Origin of the sequence: Streptomyces sp. GC420 (assembly GCF_009916105.1) — a bacterium.
GTDB lineage: Bacteria > Actinomycetota > Actinomycetes > Streptomycetales > Streptomycetaceae > Streptomyces.
Genome location: NZ_JAAAXQ010000150.1, coordinates 1 through 17,487, shown reverse-complemented (window position 1 = coordinate 17,487; position 17,487 = coordinate 1). Strand labels below are relative to the sequence as shown.

The 17,487-nt window shown below is 72.9% G+C and carries 16 protein-coding genes; 10 read left to right on the top strand and 6 right to left on the bottom strand.

Going from position 1 to position 17,487, the window contains the following annotated elements; genetic code table 11:
• The 4 genes from GUY61_RS19515 to acsA all read right to left on the bottom strand — a co-directional run.
• A partial coding sequence (locus GUY61_RS19515; RefSeq protein WP_313896743.1) for a biotin/lipoyl-containing protein occupies positions 1–301 on the bottom strand: 301 nt, incomplete at its 3' end.
• Position 302: 1 nt separating this feature from the next.
• Positions 303–1,349, bottom strand: a complete 1,047-nt coding sequence (locus tag GUY61_RS19510; protein WP_166631485.1) for an alpha-ketoacid dehydrogenase subunit beta — start codon at positions 1,347–1,349, stop codon at positions 303–305.
• A gap of 2 nt (positions 1,350–1,351) precedes the next feature.
• The gene (pdhA, locus tag GUY61_RS19505) at positions 1,352–2,500 is read right to left on the bottom strand and encodes a pyruvate dehydrogenase (acetyl-transferring) E1 component subunit alpha (RefSeq protein ID WP_398956113.1); all 1,149 of its coding nucleotides are present in this window, start codon (positions 2,498–2,500) and stop codon (positions 1,352–1,354) included.
• Positions 2,497–4,293, bottom strand: a complete 1,797-nt coding sequence (gene acsA, locus GUY61_RS19500) for an acetate--CoA ligase (RefSeq protein WP_166631484.1) — start codon at positions 4,291–4,293, stop codon at positions 2,497–2,499. Before acsA ends, pdhA begins: the two co-directional genes overlap by 4 nt.
• A gap of 181 nt (positions 4,294–4,474) precedes the next feature.
• On the opposite strand from acsA, the gene GUY61_RS19495 reads away from it, so the two are divergent.
• The 6 genes from GUY61_RS19495 to hypD all read left to right on the top strand — a co-directional run bounded on the left by GUY61_RS19495 (position 4,475) and on the right by hypD (position 10,770).
• Entirely contained in the window at positions 4,475–5,701 is a 1,227-nt protein-coding gene (locus tag GUY61_RS19495) for a 4Fe-4S dicluster domain-containing protein (RefSeq protein WP_166631483.1), read from the top strand.
• Positions 5,698–6,513 (top strand): FAD/NAD(P)-binding protein, encoded by an 816-nt coding sequence (locus GUY61_RS19490; protein WP_166631482.1) that lies wholly within the window; start codon positions 5,698–5,700, stop codon positions 6,511–6,513. The genes GUY61_RS19495 and GUY61_RS19490 overlap by 4 nt, the downstream gene beginning before the upstream one ends.
• A 1-nt stretch (position 6,514) precedes the next feature.
• Positions 6,515–7,459, top strand: coding sequence for an oxidoreductase (locus tag GUY61_RS19485; protein WP_166631481.1), 945 nt, complete (start codon positions 6,515–6,517; stop codon positions 7,457–7,459).
• Positions 7,456–8,826 carry a Ni/Fe hydrogenase subunit alpha gene (locus GUY61_RS19480; RefSeq protein WP_166631480.1) on the top strand — a complete coding sequence of 457 codons (1,371 nt, stop codon included), beginning with the start codon at positions 7,456–7,458 and terminating at the stop codon, positions 8,824–8,826. Before GUY61_RS19485 ends, GUY61_RS19480 begins: the two co-directional genes overlap by 4 nt.
• 18 nt (positions 8,827–8,844) lie before the next feature.
• The gene (locus GUY61_RS19475; protein WP_166631479.1) at positions 8,845–9,540 is read left to right on the top strand and encodes a CBS domain-containing protein; all 696 of its coding nucleotides are present in this window, start codon (positions 8,845–8,847) and stop codon (positions 9,538–9,540) included.
• Positions 9,541–9,630: 90 nt separating this feature from the next.
• Complete coding sequence (gene hypD / locus GUY61_RS19470) at positions 9,631–10,770, top strand: hydrogenase formation protein HypD (RefSeq protein ID WP_166631478.1); 1,140 nt, start codon at positions 9,631–9,633, stop codon at positions 10,768–10,770.
• Between the two features lie 12 nt (positions 10,771–10,782).
• Here the strand turns inward: hypD and GUY61_RS19465 are convergent, their stop codons facing one another.
• On the bottom strand, positions 10,783–11,997 hold the full coding sequence (locus tag GUY61_RS19465; RefSeq protein ID WP_166631477.1) for an RNA-guided endonuclease TnpB family protein: 1,215 nt from the start codon (positions 11,995–11,997) through the stop codon (positions 10,783–10,785).
• A gap of 191 nt (positions 11,998–12,188) precedes the next feature.
• Between GUY61_RS19465 and hypE the strand changes: the two genes are divergently transcribed.
• Both hypE and GUY61_RS19455 read left to right on the top strand, forming a co-directional pair.
• On the top strand, positions 12,189–13,223 hold the full coding sequence (gene hypE, locus GUY61_RS19460; RefSeq protein ID WP_166631486.1) for a hydrogenase expression/formation protein HypE: 1,035 nt from the start codon (positions 12,189–12,191) through the stop codon (positions 13,221–13,223).
• A 275-nt stretch (positions 13,224–13,498) separates the two neighbouring features.
• Positions 13,499–14,872, top strand: a complete 1,374-nt coding sequence (locus GUY61_RS19455; RefSeq protein WP_166631476.1) for an FAD-dependent oxidoreductase — start codon at positions 13,499–13,501, stop codon at positions 14,870–14,872.
• A gap of 42 nt (positions 14,873–14,914) precedes the next feature.
• On the opposite strand, the gene GUY61_RS19450 is transcribed toward GUY61_RS19455, so the two are convergent.
• Positions 14,915–15,730 (bottom strand): SDR family NAD(P)-dependent oxidoreductase, encoded by an 816-nt coding sequence (locus GUY61_RS19450; protein WP_166631475.1) that lies wholly within the window; start codon positions 15,728–15,730, stop codon positions 14,915–14,917.
• A gap of 86 nt (positions 15,731–15,816) precedes the next feature.
• Here GUY61_RS19450 and GUY61_RS19445 point away from each other — a divergent pair, with 86 nt between their 5' ends.
• Positions 15,817–16,668 carry a helix-turn-helix domain-containing protein gene (locus GUY61_RS19445; RefSeq protein ID WP_166631474.1) on the top strand — a complete coding sequence of 284 codons (852 nt, stop codon included), beginning with the start codon at positions 15,817–15,819 and terminating at the stop codon, positions 16,666–16,668.
• A gap of 254 nt (positions 16,669–16,922) precedes the next feature.
• A partial coding sequence (locus GUY61_RS19440; protein ID WP_166631473.1) for a dihydrofolate reductase family protein occupies positions 16,923–17,487 on the top strand: 565 nt, incomplete at its 3' end.

The window sequence follows — 17,487 nt, the reverse complement described above, 5'->3', positions numbered from 1 at the left end:
GCGGCCGCATCGGCCCCGGCGGCACCGGCGGCACCGGCGGCACGCGCGGCGCCCCGGCGGGCGCGGGAGTGGTGTCGATGACGGCCAGGGGGGTGCCGACCGGCACCCGGGTGCCGGGGGCGACCAGCAGGTCGGCGACGCGGCCCGTGTCGAAGCACTCCACCTCGATGGTGGACTTGGCCGTCTCGACGACCGCGATCGGCTCGCCCTTGCCGATCCGGTCACCCGGACGGACGAGCCATTCCAGGAGGACGCCCTCGTCCATGTCCGCGCCGAGCGAGGGCATCGTGAACTCGGCCATGTCAGCCCACCGCCCGCCGGGCGGCCGCCACGATGTCCTCGGTCTGGGGAAGGGCGGCCTGTTCGAGCCTTTGGGCGTACGGGATCGGGACCTCCGCGCTGCACACCCGCTCCACCGGGGCGTCGAGCTCGTAGAAGGCCCGTTCCATGATGCGGGCGGAGACCTCGGCGGCGAGGCTGCCGGTGCGCCATGCCTCGTCGACGACGACCGCGCGGTGGGTGCGGGCCACGGAGTCCACGATGGTGGCCTCGTCCAGCGGGCGCAGGGACCGCAGGTCGATGACCTCGGCGCTGATGCCGGCCGTGGCGAGTTCGTCGGCGGCGGCCAGCGCCTTCGGCAGCGACCCGCCGTAGGTGATGACGGAGACGTCCTCGCCGGGGCGCCGGATCGCCGCGCTGTCCAGCGCGAGCGGGACCGGTTCCTCGGGAAGCTCGCCGGAGGCGTTGTAGAGGCTGCCGTGTTCGAAGATCAGTACGGGATCGGGGTCGGCCAGCGCGGGCGCGAGCATGTACCTGGCGTCCTCGACGGTGGCGGGCGCCAGCACCCGGATGCCCGGGATGTGGGCGTACCAGCCCTCCAGGCTGTGGGAGTGCTGGGCGGCGAGCTGGCGACCTGCCCCCGTGGTCATGCGGATGACGAGGGGGACGGGCAGCTGTCCGCCGGACATGTGCAGCAGGGTGGCGGCGTTGTTCAGGATCTGGTCCAGCGCGAGCAGGCTGAAGTTGACCGTCATGATCTCGACGACCGGGCGCAGGCCCGCCAGTGCGGCGCCGATGCCGGCGCCGACGAAGGCGGACTCGGACAGCGGGGTGTCCCTGATCCGCTCCGGTCCGAATTCCTCCAGCAGGCCCAGGCTGACGCCGAAGCAGCCGCCGTACTTGCCGACGTCCTCCCCCATCAGGAAGACGCGGTCGTCGGTGCGCAGCGCCTCCCGCAGGGCTTCCCGCATCGCTTCCCGGTACGTCGTCTTGCGGGCGCCGGGGGCCTGGGCGCCCGGGTCCTGGCGGCCGGGTGCCTTGGTGTCCGGGACTTTGGCCGTCGGCGGCATGGTCAGCTCACTCCCTGCTGTGTGCTCGCCTGCTGTGTGCTCTCCCGGGGTGCGCTCTCCCGCGGCGCGTTCCGCCCCGGCGCCGTTTCGGGCGGCCCACTGGTGACATGGCGGAGCAGGGTCCCGACGGGTTCCTCGGGGGCCGCCTCCGCGGCCTCGACGGCCCGGTCGACCTCGGCGGTCGCCTCCTCGTCGAGGGCGGCGAGCATCCTGTCGGTGAGCTCTCCCTCGGCGCGCATGCGGGCGGCCAGCTGGTCGATGGGGTCGCGTTCCTTCCAGCGTTCGATCTCGGTCTTGTCGCGGTAGCGGTCGGGGTCGTACATGGAGTGGGCGCGGTAGCGATAGGTGCGCAGTTCGAGGAAGTGGGGGCCGGTGCCCTCCCTGATGCCCTCGACGGCCTGGCGCGCGGCCAGTTCGACGGCGCGGACGTCCATGCCGTCGACGGGCCTGGAGACCATGCCGTACGACGCGGCGCGCAGCGCCAGGTCCGTCTCCGCCTGGGCGCGGGCGATGGCCGTGCCCATGGCGTAGAGGTTGTTCTCGCAGGCCAGGAGCAGCGGCAGTCCCCACAGCGCGGCCAGGTTGGCGGTCTCGTGGAACTCGCCCTCGGCGAAGGCGCCGTCCCCGAAGAAGCAGCAGGTGACACGGTTGCGTCCGGCCATCTTGTCGGCGAGGGCAAGGCCGGCGGCGAGTGGGAGTCCGCCGCCGACGATGGCGTTGCCGCCGTAGAAGCGCAGGGCGGCGTCGAAGAGGTGCATGGAGCCGCCGCGGCCGTGGCTGCACCCGGTGGCCTTGCCGTACATCTCGGCCATGACGGATTCGGCGGTGAGTCCCCTGGCGAGCGCGTGCCCGTGCTCGCGGTAGGTGGACACCACCGCGTCGTCCGGGCCGAGCGCGTCGTTGACGCCGACGGCCACGGCCTCCTCACCGATGTAGAGGTGCACGAAGCCGCGGATCCTGGCGGCGCTGTACAGCTCGACGCAGCGTTCCTCGAAGCGGCGGATGCGGAGCATCGCGAACAGCTGGTCCTGGTGGTGGCGGGCGTCGGTGCCCTTGGCGGCGCGCCGTACGGTCCTCGCGGTGCGGCCGGTCCTCGGGGTGCGGCCGGTGCTCGGGGTGCCGCCGGTGCTCGGGGTGCGGGTGGTGGTCATTCGGATCCCTCCAGCGTGGAGAGGTCGCCCTCGGGCAGGCCCAGCTCGCGGGCGCGCAGCAGCCGCCGCATCACCTTGCCGCTGCGGGTCTTGGGCAGGTGCTGGTCGAAGGCGATCTCGCGGGGTGCCACGGCGGGTCCGAGCCTGCGCCGGGCGAAGGCGAGGAGTTCGCGTTCGGTCTCGGGGGTTGGTTCGTGGCCGGGGCGCAGCGAGACGAAGGCCTTGATGATGTCGCCCGCGACCGGGTCGGGGCGTCCGATGACCCCGGCCTCGGCGACGGCGGGATGCTCCATCATGGCACTCTCCACCTCGAACGGCCCGACGAGGTGGCCTGCGGACTTGATGACGTCGTCGGCGCGGCCGACGAACCAGTACCAGCCGTCGGCGTCCCTGCGGGCCAGGTCGCCGGTGAGGTACCAGCCGCCGGCGAAGGCGGCGGCGTACCGCCTGTCGTCGTGCAGGTAGCCGCGGAACATCGAGGGCCAGCCGGGGAGGAGCGCCAGTTCGCCCACGGCGCCCGGTTCGGTGATCTCGGTGACGCGGCCGTCGGCGGTGACCTCGGCGCGGCCGTCCTCGCCCCGTGCCAGCACGGTGGCCTCGATGCCGGGCAGCGGCCGTCCCATGGAGCCGGGCCTGATCTCGCAGCCCGCGTAGTTGGCGATCATGATTGCGCCGGTCTCGGTCTGCCACCAGTTGTCGTGGACGGGCAGTCCCAGGACGTCCCGGCCCCACACCACGGCCTCGGGGTTCAGCGGTTCGCCGACGGAGGCGATGAAGCGCAGTGCGGACAGGTCGTACTGCGCGGGGAGGTCGTGCGGGCCCTGCCGGGGGGTGGTGCGCATCAGCATGCGCAGCGCGGTGGGGGCGGTGTACCAGACGGTGACCCTGTGGTCGGCGAGGATGCGGTACCAGCGCCGGGCGTCGAACTCGCCCTCGTCGACCACGACGGTGAGGCCGTGTACGAGGGGCGCGATGACGCCGTACGACATGCCGGTGACCCAGCCGGGGTCGGCGGTGCACCAGTAGACGTCCCCGGGGTGCAGGTCGAGGGCGTACGCGGCGGACGTGTAGTGGGCGATCAGCGCGTCGTGGACGTGGACGGCGCCTTTGGGGGCGCCGGTGGTGCCGCTGGTGAAGTGGAGCAGCGCCATGTCCTCGGGCGAGGTGGCGGGGACGCCGAAGGTGTCGTCCGTGGCGTCCATGAGCGCGTCGAAGGAGAGGGTGCCGGGGAGGTCGTCGGCTCCCGGGCCGACGATCAGCACATGGGTGAGCTCCGGGAGCCGCTGCCTGCGGTCGGCGACCTTGCGGCGGTACAGCGGGGCCGTGGTGACCAGGACGCGCGCGTTGCCGAGCCGCATCCGCTGCTCCACCGGGTCGGGGCCGAAGGCGGAGAAGAGGGGGCACAGGACGCTGGTGTTCTTCAGGGTGCCAAGGACGGTGACGAACAGTTCGGGACAGCGGCCGAGGAGGGTGAACACCCGGTCGCCGCGGCCGAGCCCGAGGGCGCGCAGCACGTTGGCGAAGCGGCTGGTGGCGCGCGCGAGATCGTCGTACGTCAGTGTGGTCACGGTGTCGTCGCGGGCGACGCAGCGGAGCGCCACGGCCCGGCCGTGGCCGGACTCGGTGTGCCGGTCCACCGCCTCGTACGCGATGTTCGGCGCCTGCCCGCCGCGGGATCCGAACAGGTCGGCGCGCGCCCGGTCCCACGAGAAGCCCGCGCGGGTCTTCTCGTAGTCGTCGAGGTTGGGTGGAACACGCGGCGCGCTGTCCTTGCGGATCGTCTCCCAGGGCATGGCGGCCCCCTTCCGTGGTCCTTACTCCGACCATGAGCCCGTTCCCGGGTACCCGCAGTGGGCCGAAGGGGACACCGCGGGACCCGGGCGGCCCCGCCGCTGGGCCGGGTGGCCCATTGGTGCGGGGCGTGACGGTGCCCGACGCTTGAGTTGGCAGACCCGTACCTCCCCAGGGGGAGCCATGGAAGAGACCGGCCGGCACAGCGCTGTACTGGACGTGGCAGGGCTCGACGCCCTGGTCGCGGTGCTGCGCGCCCGGGGCCGCACGGTGGTGGGTCCGACGGTCAGGGACGGCGCGATCGTGCTGGCCGAGCTGGAGTCGGCCGGCGAGCTGCCGTTCGGCTGGGGCACCGAACTGGAGGCCGGGCAGTACCGGCTGCGGCGCCGCGAGGACGGCGCCGCGTTCGCGCACAGCGCGGGCCCGCAGTCGTGGAAGTCATTCCTGCACCCCGCGCGCCAGAGGCTCTGGAGCGCCGACCGTACCCCGGACGGCGGTATGACCGTCACCGCGGAGGATCCGCCGGGCCGCTCGTACGCCTTCCTGGGGGTGCGGCCCTGTGACCTGCGGGCCATCGCGGTCCAGGACCGGGTACTGACCGGCGGGCACTTCGAGGACACGGGCTACGCGCGGCGGCGCCGTGACGCGCTGCTGATCGCCGCCGAGTGCACGGAGCCCGGCGCCACCTGCTTCTGCGTCTCCATGGGTGCGGGGCCGGCCGCCGGCCCGGGCTACGACCTGGCGCTGACCGAGCTGATCGACGAGGACGGGCACCGTTTCGTGGTGCGCACGGGCAGCGAGGCGGGTGCCGAGCTGCTGGCCGCCGTCCCTCACGGGGACGCTCCCCCGGAGACCGGGGAGCGGGCGCGGTCGGCGGTGGCGGGCGCCGCGGAACGGATGGGCCGGGCCATGCCGCCGGTCGACCTGCACGTCCTGATGGGTGCCTCGCTGGACGCCGGGCGCTGGGACGACGTGGCGGCGCGCTGCCTTACCTGCGGCAACTGCACCATGGTGTGTCCCACGTGCTTCTGCACCACCACCGAGGACGTCACGGACCTGACCGGGGACCACGCCGAGCGGTGGCAGCGCTGGGACTCCTGCTACGACCTGGACTTCTCGTATCTGCACGGGGGCGCGGTCCGCTCGTCGGGCCGCAGCCGTTACCGGCAGTGGCTCACCCACAAGCTGGGCACCTGGCACGACCAGTTCGGCAGCTCGGGCTGTGTCGGCTGCGGCCGGTGCATCGTCTGGTGTCCGGCGGCCATCGACATCACGGAGGAGGCCGCGGCGCTCCACGACGAGCTGCGGGAGCGCCTGGAAGGGGACGGCCCGGAGAATCGCCCTGGGAGGGACCGCCCGGAGAGGGACCATCCGGAGAGGGACCGCCCGGTTGGGGAGAAGGAGCGATGACCGCGCCCCCGGTGCCGTACCGCGTGGTGCTGCGCCACCCGGAGACCTCGGACACCACGACGCTGCGGCTGTGGCCCGCCGGGCCGGAGGTGCTGCCCGCGTTCACGCCGGGCCGCTTCGCGATGCTGTACGCCTTCGGGGTGGGCGAGATCCCGGTGTCGGTGTCGGCGATCCGCGCACCCGGTGTGGAGCACACGGTGCGTGCCGTCGGCGCGACCTCGGGGGCGCTGCGCGATCTGCTGCCCGGCGACCGGGTGGGGCTGCGCGGCCCGTTCGGGACGGGCTGGGAGCTGGAGCGGGCCGCCGGACACGACGTGCTGGTGGTGGCCGGTGGCATCGGACTGGCGCCGCTGCGGCCGCTGGTCGCCTCGGCGCTGGCCGAGTCCCGGTCGTACGGGCGGATCAATGTGCTCGTCGGCGCGCGGACGCCGGGCGACGTGGTCTTCCGTGAGCAGCTGCGGCACTGGCGGCGCCGCCGGGGCCTGCATGTCGCGGTCACCGTGGACCGGGCGGGCCCGGACTGGCGGGGCAACATCGGGGTCGTCACCTCGCTGCTCGACGGGGCACGGTTCCGGCCGGAGCGCACGTGGGCCTTCGTGTGCGGGCCCGAGGTGATGATCCGGGCGACAGCCGTGGACCTGATGCACCGCGGGGTGCCCGCAGAGCGGATCCGGGTGTCGCTGGAGCGGAACATGCGCTGTGCGACGGGGCACTGCGGGCACTGTCAGCTGGGGCCGGTGCTGCTCTGCCGCGACGGTCCCGTCCTCGGTTACGACAGGGCCGAACCCCTCCTCAACGTAAGGGAGTTGTGAGATGCCTCCGGCTGCCGGCAGCACGAGCGGCGCCCCGGCCGGTGCGCCGGCGGGCGTGCCGACCCTGGCGGTGTTCAAGTTCGCCTCCTGCGACGGCTGCCAGCTGACCCTGCTGGACTGCGAGGACGAACTCCTCCCGCTGGCCGGGAAGGTGGAGATCGCGCACTTCCTCGAGGCGTCGAGCGCGGTGCGGCCGGGGCCGTACGACCTGTCACTGGTCGAGGGTTCGGTGACCACGCCCGCCGACGCGGTGCGGATCAGGGAGATCCGGGCAGCGTCCCGCCGGCTGGTCACCATCGGGGCGTGCGCCACCGCGGGCGGCATCCAGGCGCTGCGGAACTTCGCGGACGTCGAGGAGTTCCGGCGCACGGTCTACGCCAGGCCCGAGTACATCGAGACCCTGGCGACCTCCACGCCGATCTCCGCCCACGTCGACGTCGACTTCGAGCTGCGCGGCTGCCCCATCGACGGCCGCCAGCTGCTGGAGGTCATCACCGCGTACCTGGCGGGCCGCAAGCCGGACGTCCCGGACCACAGCGTGTGCTTCGAGTGCAAGCGGCGCGGCAACGTGTGTGTGACCGTCGCGCACGGCACGCCCTGCCTGGGCCCGGTCACGCACGCCGGGTGCGGGGCGATCTGCCCGGCGTACGGCCGGGGCTGCTACGGGTGCTTCGGCCCCTCGGGCTCGGTGAACCTGCCGGCGCTGATCCCCCTGCTGAGGCGGGACGGCATGGACGACCGGGACGTCGAGCGGCTGCTGCGCACCTTCAACGCGGCGGCGTTCGCGCCGTACCCGAGGGAGGGCGAGGAGGGCGTGGCGCGCCGTGCGGGGGAACGGAAGCCGGTGCCGGCCGAGGTGCGGGAGGCGACCGGGCAGGCGGCATCCGCTCCGGCGGAGGGGGACATGCGGCAGAGGGCACCGGAGCGAGGGGAGGGACGGACGTGACTCACCGAGGTTCCCGCGTCCTGCACGTGGGCTCGCTCTCCCGGGTGGAGGGGGAGGGAGCGCTGCATGTGCGCGTCGAGGACGGGAGGGTCACCGAGACCCGGCTGCGGATCTACGAACCGCCCCGGTTCTTCGAGGCGTTCCTGCGCGGCCGGGCGTACACCGAGCCGCCCGACATCACCGCCCGGGTGTGCGGCATCTGCCCGGTCGCCTACCAGATGAGCGCGTGCCTGGCCGTGGAGGACGCCTGCGGCGTCGAGGTCGGCGGGCAACTGGCCGAGCTGCGCCGCCTGCTGTACTGCGGGGAGTGGATCGAGAGCCAGGTCCTGCACATCTACCTGCTGCACGCCCCCGACTTCCTCGGCCGGGACGGGGCGATCGACCTGGCCCGCACCCACCGCGCCGAGGTGGAACGCGGGCTGCGGCTCAAGCAGACCGGCAACGCGCTGATGGCGCTGCTGGGCGGGCGGGCGATCCACCCGGTCAACGTCCGCGTCGGCGGCTTCCACCGGGTGCCCTCCCGGGCCGAACTCCGGCCGCTCGCCGAGCGTTTGCGGCGGGCCATGGACGACGCCTGGGAGACGGTCCGCTGGGTCTCGGGGTTCGACTTCCCCGAAGCGGGCTGCGACAACGCGCTGCTGGCCCTCGCCGAGCCCGACCGGTACGCCATCGACGGCGGAACGCCGTCGGTGATGGCCGCGCCGGGCGCGCACGGGCTGCCGGCGGACAGCCAAGAGGCGCTGCCCGTACGGCGGTTCCCGGTGGCCGCGTACACGGACGAGGTGGTGGAGGAACAGGTGCCGCACTCCACGGCCCTGCACTCCACTCTGCGCGGCGAGCGGCTGCTCACCGGCTCCCTGGCCCGGTACGCGGTCAGCGGCCGGCTGCTGTCCCCCGTCGCGCTGGAGGCGGCCCGCGCCGCCGGCCTCGGCGACCCGACGGCCGGGACGGTGTGCCGCAATCCGTTCCGCAGCATCCTCGTGCGCGCGGTGGAGGCCCTTTACGCCGTGGACGAGGCACTGCGCATCATCGAGGCGTACGAGCCGCCGCCCCGGCCCTTCGTCGAGGTGCGGCCGCGCGCGGGCACCGGCCACGGCGCGACCGAGGCGCCGCGCGGCGTGCTCTACCACCGTTATGTGCTCGACGCCGAGGGCAATGTCACCGACGCCCGTCTCGTCCCGCCCACCGCCCAGAACCAGGGCGCCATCGAGGAGGACCTGCGCCGCCTCGTCCAGGCGGAGACGGACCGCGGGGCGGACACGGACGACGCGGCGCTGACGGCGCTGTGCGAGCGGGCGATCCGCAACCACGACCCGTGCATCTCCTGCTCGACCCACTTCCTCGATCTGACCATCGACCGATCCTGAGCAGTCCGGGAGGCCGTCATGTATGCCACCGCCCACCACGTGTGCGAGGTGATGACGCACGCCGCCGTCGCCGTGAGCCGCGACACCGCGTTCAAGGAGATCGTGAGGACGCTGGAGCAGTGGAAGGTCAGCGCCGTTCCGGTGCTGGAGGGCGAGGGCCGGGTGATCGGTGTCGTCTCCGAGGCCGATCTGCTGCCCAAGGAGGAGTTCCGGGACGGCGAGCCGGACCGCGACGAGGAGCTGCGGCGGCTCTCCGACCCCGGCAAGGCGGGCGGGGTCACCGCCGAGGAACTGATGAGCACGCCCGCGGTGACCGTCCACCCGGACGCCACCCTGGCGGAGGCGGCCGCCGCGATGGCGCGCCGCCACGTCAAACGGCTGCCCGTCGTCAACGACCAGGGTCTGCTGGAGGGCATCGTCAGCAGGTCGGACCTGCTCAAGATCTTTCTGCGGAGCGACGAGGAGATCGCGGAGGAGATCCGCCGGGACATCGTTCCCCCGCTCTTCCCCGCGCCGCCGGAGCCGGTGGAGGTGACCGTCGCGGACGGCGTCGTGACCCTCTCCGGGCGCGTCAGGGACACCTCGCTGCTGCCGGTCGCGGCCCGGCTGGTGCGGGCCGTGGAGGGCGTCGTGGACGTGGAACTGGAACTGCCGGGACCGCTGCCGCGCAGCGCGCCGCAGGAGCCGCCGCGAGGCGGCGCGAGGCCGGTGTGAGGCGCCGTGAGGCCGGTGTGAGGCGCCGTGAGGCCGTTCCGGGCCGACGTGAGGCCGTTGCCGGGCCGGCCGTGAGGTTGGTGTGAGGACATGAAGTACCTCGACGAGTACCGCGACCCCGGGCTCGCCCGGCGGCTCCTCGACGAGCTGCGCCGCACCGCCACCCGGCCCTGGCGGATCATGGAGGTGTGCGGCGGGCAGACGCACACCCTCGTCCGGCAGGGCATCGACGAACTCCTGCCGGCGGGCATGCGGATGGTCCACGGCCCCGGCTGCCCGGTCTGCGTCACGCCGCTGGAGACCCTGGACCGTGCCATGGCGATCGCCGCGCGCCCCGGGGTCGTGTTCACCAGCTTCGGCGACATGCTCCGCGTCCCCGGCAGCGGCACCGACCTGCTGGCGCTGCGTGCCCGCGGCGCGGACGTCCGCGTCGTCTACACCCCGATGGACGCCGTGCGGCTGGCCTGCGAACTCCCCGACCGGGAGGTCGTGTTCCTCGCCGTCGGCTTCGAGACCACCGCCCCGGCCAACGCCATGGCCGTGCTCCACGCCTCCCGGCTGGGGCTGACCAACTTCAGCATGCTGGTCAGCCATGTCCTCGTACCGCCCGCCATGACCGCCCTGCTGGAGTCGCCCGACTGCGAGGTGCAGGCCTTCCTCGCGGCGGGGCACGTGTGCGCCGTCATGGGCTGGACGGAGTACGAGCCGCTGGCGGCCCGGTACCGGGTGCCGATCGTCGTCACCGGCTTCGAGCCGCTGGACCTGCTGGAGGGCATCCTCATGGCGGTGCGGCAACTGGAGAGCGGCCGGCACGCGGTGGAGAACCAGTACGTGCGCGCGGTGCGCCGGGGCGGCAACACCGAGGCGCAGGACGTACTGCGGCGGGTCTTCCGGGTCGGCGACCGGGCCTGGCGCGGTATCGGCACCCTGCCCGCCAGCGGCCTCGAACTCGCCGAGGAGTTCGCCGCGTTCGACGCGGGCCGCCGCTACGACGTCGGAGGGCTCCGCCCCTCGGAGCACCCCGAGTGCATCGCGGGAGCCATCCTCACCGGCGCGAAGGTCCCCACCGACTGCACCGCCTACGGGGTTCGCTGCACCCCGCGCCGCCCGCTGGGCGCGCCCATGGTCTCCAGCGAGGGAACCTGCGCCGCCTTCCACGCCGCGGGCCGCGCACGGCGCGCCCCGGCCACTGCGGCCGAGCGGCGGCGGCCGACAGGGAGCAAGCGTTGACTTCCTCCCCGCCTAAAGGCGGGGGATTCCAGCGGTCGCCCGCTGGGGTTCCTGCTTCACCGACGACCGCCCCGTCCGGGAGGACTCCCGTTGAGGTCTTACACCGTCTCCACAGGCAGACGCCGCCAGCCCGGCGGCCAGGATGTTGCGTGCCGCGTTCACGTCCCGGTCGTGGGTCGTCCCGCAGTCGCACGTCCAGGTGCGGACGTTCAGCGGCATCTTGTCCTGCAAGGCGCCGCAGACGGAGCACAGCTTGGACGAGGGGAAGAAGCGGTCGACCGCGATCACTTCCCGCCCGTACCACTGTGCCTTGTACTCCAGAATGCTCCGGAACTCCGACCAGGCCGCATCGCTGATAGCGCGGGCCAGGCTGCCATTCTTCACCATGTTCCGAACGGCGATGTCCTCGATCACGATCGTTTGGTTTTCACGAACGAGCCGAGTGGTGAGCTTGTGCAGGTGGTCACGCCTGCGGTCGGCGATGCAGGCGTAGACCTTGGCGACCTTCCGGCGAGCCTTGGCCCGGTTCGCTCCGTCACCCCTGGCCTTACGGGCAAGCTGTCGCTGGGCCCTGGCGAGGCGGACGCGGTCGCGCCGCTCGTGTCGGGGGTTGGAGACCTTCTCGCCAGTCGAGAGGGTCAGCAGATGATCGAGCCCGACGTCGACGCCGACGGACGCGTCGGTGGCGGGGAGCGGCTGGACGGACGGGTCCTCGCACAGCAGGGACACGTACCAGCGTCCGGCCGCGTCCTGCGACACGGTCACCGTGGACGGGAACGCGCCCTCGGGGAGCGGACGGGACCACACGATGTCGAGCGGTTCCCTCATCTTCGCAAGGGTCAGTTCCCCGTCCCGGAACCGGAACGCGCTGGTAGTGTACTCCGCCGACTTCCGCGACTTCCTCCGCGACTTGAAGCGCGGGTACTTGGCGCGCTTGCCGAAGAAGTTCGCGAACGCCGTCTGGAGGTGCCGGAGGGCCTGCTGGAGCGGGACGGAGGAGACGTCGTTGAGGTAGGCGAGTTCCTCGGTCTTCTTCCACGCCGTCAGCATCGCCGACGTCTGGTTGTAGTTCACGCGCTCCTGCCGCGTCCACGCTTCCGTACGCGCCGCAAGGGCGAGGTTGTAGACCTTCCGCACACAGCCGAACGTGCGGGACAGCTCGGCTGCCTGCGCACCGGTCGGATAGAAGCGGTACTTGAACGCCCGCTTCGCGTGGGTGGTCCTCACGGTTCACATACTACCTCGCCAGTTTGTGACGAACTGCGGACAGTTGGGGGCAGCCGCCGTTCCGCCCCGGCGGCCAACCGGCTTTCCCTGCCCTGCTCCGCAAGAGCTTCGTTTCTCCCCCGCAAGCGGGAGGTACCCCCACCCCGGCCTGGGGGCCGGGGTATCCACGAAGGAGAGACCCCGTGAATGCCATGAATCCGGTGTGCCCCGCCCCGTACACCGGGAGCGACCGCGTGCTGCTCGGCCACGGCGCCGGCGGGCGGCTCACCGCCGAACTGCTCGACTCTCTGGTGCTGCCCGCCTACGACGGGCAGAGCGGGCCCCTCGAGGATGCCGCGCTGCTGCCCGGCCTGCCCGAACTCGTCGTGTCCACCGACAGCTTCGTGGTCAGCCCGCTGTTCTTCCCCGGCGGTGACATCGGGTCGCTCGCCGTTCACGGCACGGTCAACGACCTGGCGATGCGCGGCGCGGAGCCGGTGGCGCTGTCCGTGGCGCTCATCGTCGAGGAGGGGCTCCCGCTGGACGAACTGCGCGCGGTGCTCACCTCGCTGGGAAGGGCCGCGCGGGAGGCCGGGGTGCCGGTGATCACCGGGGACACCAAGGTCGTGGGCCGGGGAGCCGCCGACAAGGTCTTCATCAACACCACGGGCATCGGCCGGCGCATCCCGGGGCTCTCCCCCTCCGCGGCCGGGGCGCGGCCCGGGGACGCGCTGCTGCTCTCCGGTCCTGTCGGGCTGCACGGCACGACGGTCCTCAGCACCCGCGAAGGGCTCGGCTTCGAGGCCGACATCGCCTCCGACTCGCAGCCGCTGCACCGGCTGGTACGGGCCCTGGCGCCGCTAGGCGCCGACCTGCACGCGCTGCGGGACCCGACGCGCGGGGGCCTGGCCTCCGCGCTCAACGAGATCGCCCGCGACTCCCGTGTCCCCGTGGAGTTCGCCGAGGACGCCGTGCCGGTGCCGCAGCCGGTCGCCTCCGCCTGCGAACTCCTGGGCCTGGACCCGCTGGTGGTCGCGAACGAGGGCTGCCTGGTGGCGTTCGTCGCCCCGGCCCGTGCGGACGAGGCCCTGGCGGCCCTGCGCTCGCTCCCGGAGGGCGCCGCCGCGGTCCGCATCGGCGAGGTACCGCGGACCGGTGAGCCGGGCCGCGTCACCGTCCGCACCCTCGTCGGCGCCCGGCGCGTGGTGGACCTGCCGCTGGGCGAACTCCTGCCCCGCATCTGCTGACGCCCGCCCGGCAGCCGGCCCCCGGGCAAGGCCCCGGACCTGGAACGCCCGGGCCTGGAACGCCCGGGCCGGATCCCGCTCCGCACCGGCGGCTCGGTGCCTCCGCGCTGCCGCAACCCCCGTACGGCAACTGCCGCCCGTACACGGACAGGTGGCGGGACCCGCGCCGGCCGCTGCCGTACCCCGCCCCCGCACCTCGGCGGACGACGCCGGTCCCGGACCGAAGATCGCCAAGCGGTAGGCTCATCCGGCAACACGACGCGAAGGGGGCTTCGGTGGCGCGGGTTGCGGTGATCGGTGGAGGTATCAGCGGGCTGGGGACGGCGCTCATGCTCGGCCGGCGGGGCCACATGGTCACATTGTTCGAGCAGGACGCTCGACAGGCCGGAGAAGACCTGGACCGGGACTTCTTCGACTGGCGCAGGCCCCGGGTCCCTCAGGCCAACCATCCCCACTCATTCCTCGCGCCCGTCCGCACCGTGCTGCGCGCCGAGACCCCTGACGTCTACGCGGACCTGCTGGCCCGCGGAGCCCGTGAATACCACGAGTTCGACTGGTTCGGTGAGCATCCGCCACACCGGGCCGGCGATGAGGACCTGGTGACCCTGCGCACCCGCCGCATCGTGCTGGAGGCCGCCCTGACCTCGGCCGTGCGGCGGGAACGCACCGTTGAAGTGCGGCAAGGCCGCCGGGTGCGCGCCCTCACCATCGGGGAGGGCCGCCCTCCCCGGGTCACCGGCGTGCAGGCGGGCACGGAGACGCACCAGGCGGACCTCGTCGTCGACGCGTCCGGTCGTCGCTCGCCGGTGCCCGCCTGGCTGATCGCGGCCGGCTGCCGCCCGCCCGTGGCAGACAGCCACCGCACCGGAATCGCCTATGTGTGCCGCTGGTACCGCCTGCGTGCCGACGGTCCGCGTGACCCCGGGCGGGTGAAGACCGGCTCTGCCTCGCCGTTCGCGCTCGCCGGCGTCTTCCCTTCCGACAACGACACCTTCGCGGTGAGCCTGGTGCTCTCCACGGGTGACCCAACCCGCGGCGCACTCACCGACCCTGCCGTGTTCGAGGCCGTCGCCCGCCGCTTCCCCGCGACCGCCGCCTGGCTCGCCCTGGACCCCGAACCCGAGTCGGCCGTCCTGGCGATGGCCGGCCTGGACAACCGCTGGACCGCCCTCGCCGACGATGCCGGACCCGTCGTCACCGGCCTGGTCAGCGCCGGGGACAGCCTCATCCACACCAATCCCACCTTCGGTCACGGCGCGGCCCTCGGCCTGCGCGCCGCCCAGCACCTCGCGACCCATGCCGACCGGATCGCCGCGGACCCCGTGGGCTACCACGCGTGGACGGCGAAGACCCTGCGCCCGTGGTTCGACGCCCAGGTGATGGCCGACCGCGCGAACGGGCAGCGCCTCGCCGAGAGCTCACCGCTCTCGGACCGGCGTGCCGCAGCCCTGGCCGCCTGCGCCTTCGAGGATCCTGTCGTCATGCGGGCCCGAGCCCAGATACGCCACCTTCTGCGACTGGCCGAAGACGCCTACGGCACCGACGAAGTGAACCGGCACGTCACCGCCTGGCTGGCTGCCCACCCGGACTTCTCGCCGAAGCACGACGGCCCGACCCGGGATCAGTGGGACGCACTCATCCCGGGCTGAGCGCTTGTGGGGGCGCAGACACCGCCCCGTCAGGCCCGCATGTCAAGCCCGCATGCCGCCGTCGACGCGGAGCACCGTGCCGGTCACATAGGAGGCGCGGTCGCTGAGGAGCCAGGCCGCGGCCTGGGCGATCTCCTCCGGGTCCGCCGGGCGGCCCAGCGGTGTCAGTGAGTTGAGCCGTTCCACGATGCCGGGCGAGTCGTTCTCCCAGTCGCGCACCATCTCGGTGAGCGTGGTGCCGGGTGCGACGGCGTTGACCCGGATGCCCTCGGGGCCGTATGTGACGGCGGCCGAGGCGGTGAGGCTGTTGACCGCCCGCTTCATGGCGCCGTACGCGGGCAGTTCGGGGTTGGCCATCAGGCTGCCGACGCTGGAGTTGTTGACGATGGCTCCCTTTCCCGCGGTGGCGCGGATGGCCGCGACCTCGGCGGCCATGGACAGCCACGGCCCCTTGAGGTTGACGGCGTAGAGGTGGTCGAAGTCGGCCTCCGTCACCCGGTCCATCGGGCCGGGCGGCACGATCGTGGCGCCGTTGTTGAAGGCGGCGTCGAGCCGGCCGTACAGCTCGACGGCCCGGTCGACCGAGGCGCGTACGCCGGCCGCGTCGGCCAGGTCGCACAGCACGTAGTCCGCGGTGCCGCCCGCCGCGCGGATGTCCTCGGTCACCGCCTTCAACTGGGCCTCGGTGCGGGCCGCGAGCAGTACCCGCGCGCCCTCCCCGGCGAACAGGCGGGCCGCGGCGGCGCCGATGCCGCGCCCGGCGCCGGTGACGAAGACGACCTTGTCGGCCAGCAGCCCGCAGGGCTCGGTGGCCGCCGTGGAGACGGTGGAGGTACCGGTGGTCGGTGTGTTGTTCATGCCGACGAGCCTGCGGCCGCCCGCACCGCCCATCCAGGCACCGGCTGTACCTGGCTGGGAGCGGTGGCGACCCGCAGACTGGGGACGTGGACAGACGAGAACTGGCGGCCTTCCTGCGCAGCAGGCGCGAGCGGATCTCCCCCGCCGACGTTGGCCTGCCCGCGGGGCCGCGCCGCCGTACCCCGGGGCTGCGCCGCGAGGAGGCGGCCCAGCTGGCGTTCATCTCGACCGAGTACTACACGCGGCTCGAGCAGGCCCGCGCCCCTCGCCCGTCACGCGAGGTGCTGGCCGGGCTGGCCCGTGCCCTGCGCCTGTCCGACGCCGAGCGGGACCACCTCCACCATCTGGCCGGCACGGCGCCGGGTCCTCCGCCCGGCCCCTCGCGGGAGGTGCGGCAGAGCCTCGCCGACCTGCTGAACCGGCTGCCGCAGGCGGCGGCGATCGTGCTGTCCGCGACGTACGAGGTCATCGCCTGGAACCCGCTCGCGGCCGCCCTCATGGAGGACTTCTCCGCTCTGTCGCGCCGTGACCGCAACCTGGTCCGCCGGGTGTTCCTCGGACCGCACCCGGAAGGGCGGCGGCTGTACGGCCTGTCGGACGCGGACGCGTTCGCCCGGACCTCGGCCCAGCACCTGCGCGCCACGGCCGCCCGCTACCCCGACGATCCCGAGCTGGCCGCGCTCGTGAAGGAACTCCTGGCGGGCAGCGGGGAGTTCGCCCGGCTGTGGGAGTCCCACAACGTGTGCGCCGAGCCGACCCTGTGCAAGACCTTCCGGCACCCCGCGGTCGGCCCGGTCACCGTCAACTGCGATGTGCTGGACATCGCCGACCGTGACCAGCGGTTGATCATCTACACCGCCGAACCGGGCTCGAGGTCCGAGGAGGCACTGCGGCTGCTGTCGGTCATCGGCACACAGCGCATGAACGTGCCCGGCTGAGTCCGGCCGAGTCCGGGCCCGGAGGTGAGGTCCGGCCCGGAGCTCACCCGCCCGCTCGCCCGGGATCCGGACGCCGTCCTCGCCATCGAGGCCCGCTGGATCGCGGCCGAAGACGCCGAGGCGCGACGGCCGATGAGTTTCTCCGTGCTCCGCAGTCAGAGATCATGGTTGGTGCGCGGCAGCCGCGAGTGTGGTCGAAGTGTGCACCGACCGAATCTGCTGAGAACTGGACACGAGACACCGAGGAACCAAGAATGCGTACCCTGATCAGCACCGCCTTCATCTCGCTCGACGGCGTCGTCGAGGCCCCGGGCGGCGAGCCCGGTTACCGGAACTCCGGGTGGACGTTCAAGTACGTCGAGTTCCTCCCCGAGGCGTTCGACATCAAGGGCCGGGAGCAGACGGAAGCCACCGCGATGCTGATGGGCCGTGCCAGCTACGAGGCGTTCAGCCCGGTGTGGCCCGGCATGGAGGACTTCGCGGAGTACAGGGTGATGCCGAAGTACGTCGTCTCCACCACCCTCACCGAGGGCGACCTGGTGTCGGACTGGGGCGAGACGACGATCCTGCGCTCGCTCGACGACGTCGCCGCGCTGAAGGAGACCGAGGGCGGCCCGATCATCGTCCACGGCAGCGCCTCCCTGAACCAGGCGCTTTCGGACGCCGGCCTGATCGACCGCTACCACCTGCTTGTCTTTCCGCTCCTGCTCGGGGCGGGCAAACGGCTTTTCAGCACCACGGACAAGGACACCCAGAAGCTGAAGCTCGTCGAACACGAGGTCTACGCCAACGGTCTGCAGAAGAACGTCTTCGACATCG

Coding starts and splice junctions, on each gene's coding strand:
- GUY61_RS19450 (WP_166631475.1), bottom strand. CDS start 15,730: ATGAACAACACACCGACCACCGGTACCTCCACCGTCTCCACGGCGGCC.
- acsA (WP_166631484.1), bottom strand. CDS start 4,293: ATGCCCTGGGAGACGATCCGCAAGGACAGCGCGCCGCGTGTTCCACCC.
- GUY61_RS19485 (WP_166631481.1), top strand. CDS start 6,515: ATGCCTCCGGCTGCCGGCAGCACGAGCGGCGCCCCGGCCGGTGCGCCG.
- hypE (WP_166631486.1), top strand. CDS start 12,189: ATGAATCCGGTGTGCCCCGCCCCGTACACCGGGAGCGACCGCGTGCTG.
- GUY61_RS19495 (WP_166631483.1), top strand. CDS start 4,475: ATGGAAGAGACCGGCCGGCACAGCGCTGTACTGGACGTGGCAGGGCTC.
- GUY61_RS19510 (WP_166631485.1), bottom strand. CDS start 1,349: ATGCCGCCGACGGCCAAAGTCCCGGACACCAAGGCACCCGGCCGCCAG.
- GUY61_RS19475 (WP_166631479.1), top strand. CDS start 8,845: ATGTATGCCACCGCCCACCACGTGTGCGAGGTGATGACGCACGCCGCC.
- GUY61_RS19490 (WP_166631482.1), top strand. CDS start 5,698: ATGACCGCGCCCCCGGTGCCGTACCGCGTGGTGCTGCGCCACCCGGAG.
- hypD (WP_166631478.1), top strand. CDS start 9,631: ATGAAGTACCTCGACGAGTACCGCGACCCCGGGCTCGCCCGGCGGCTC.
- pdhA (WP_398956113.1), bottom strand. CDS start 2,500: ATGACCACCACCCGCACCCCGAGCACCGGCGGCACCCCGAGCACCGGC.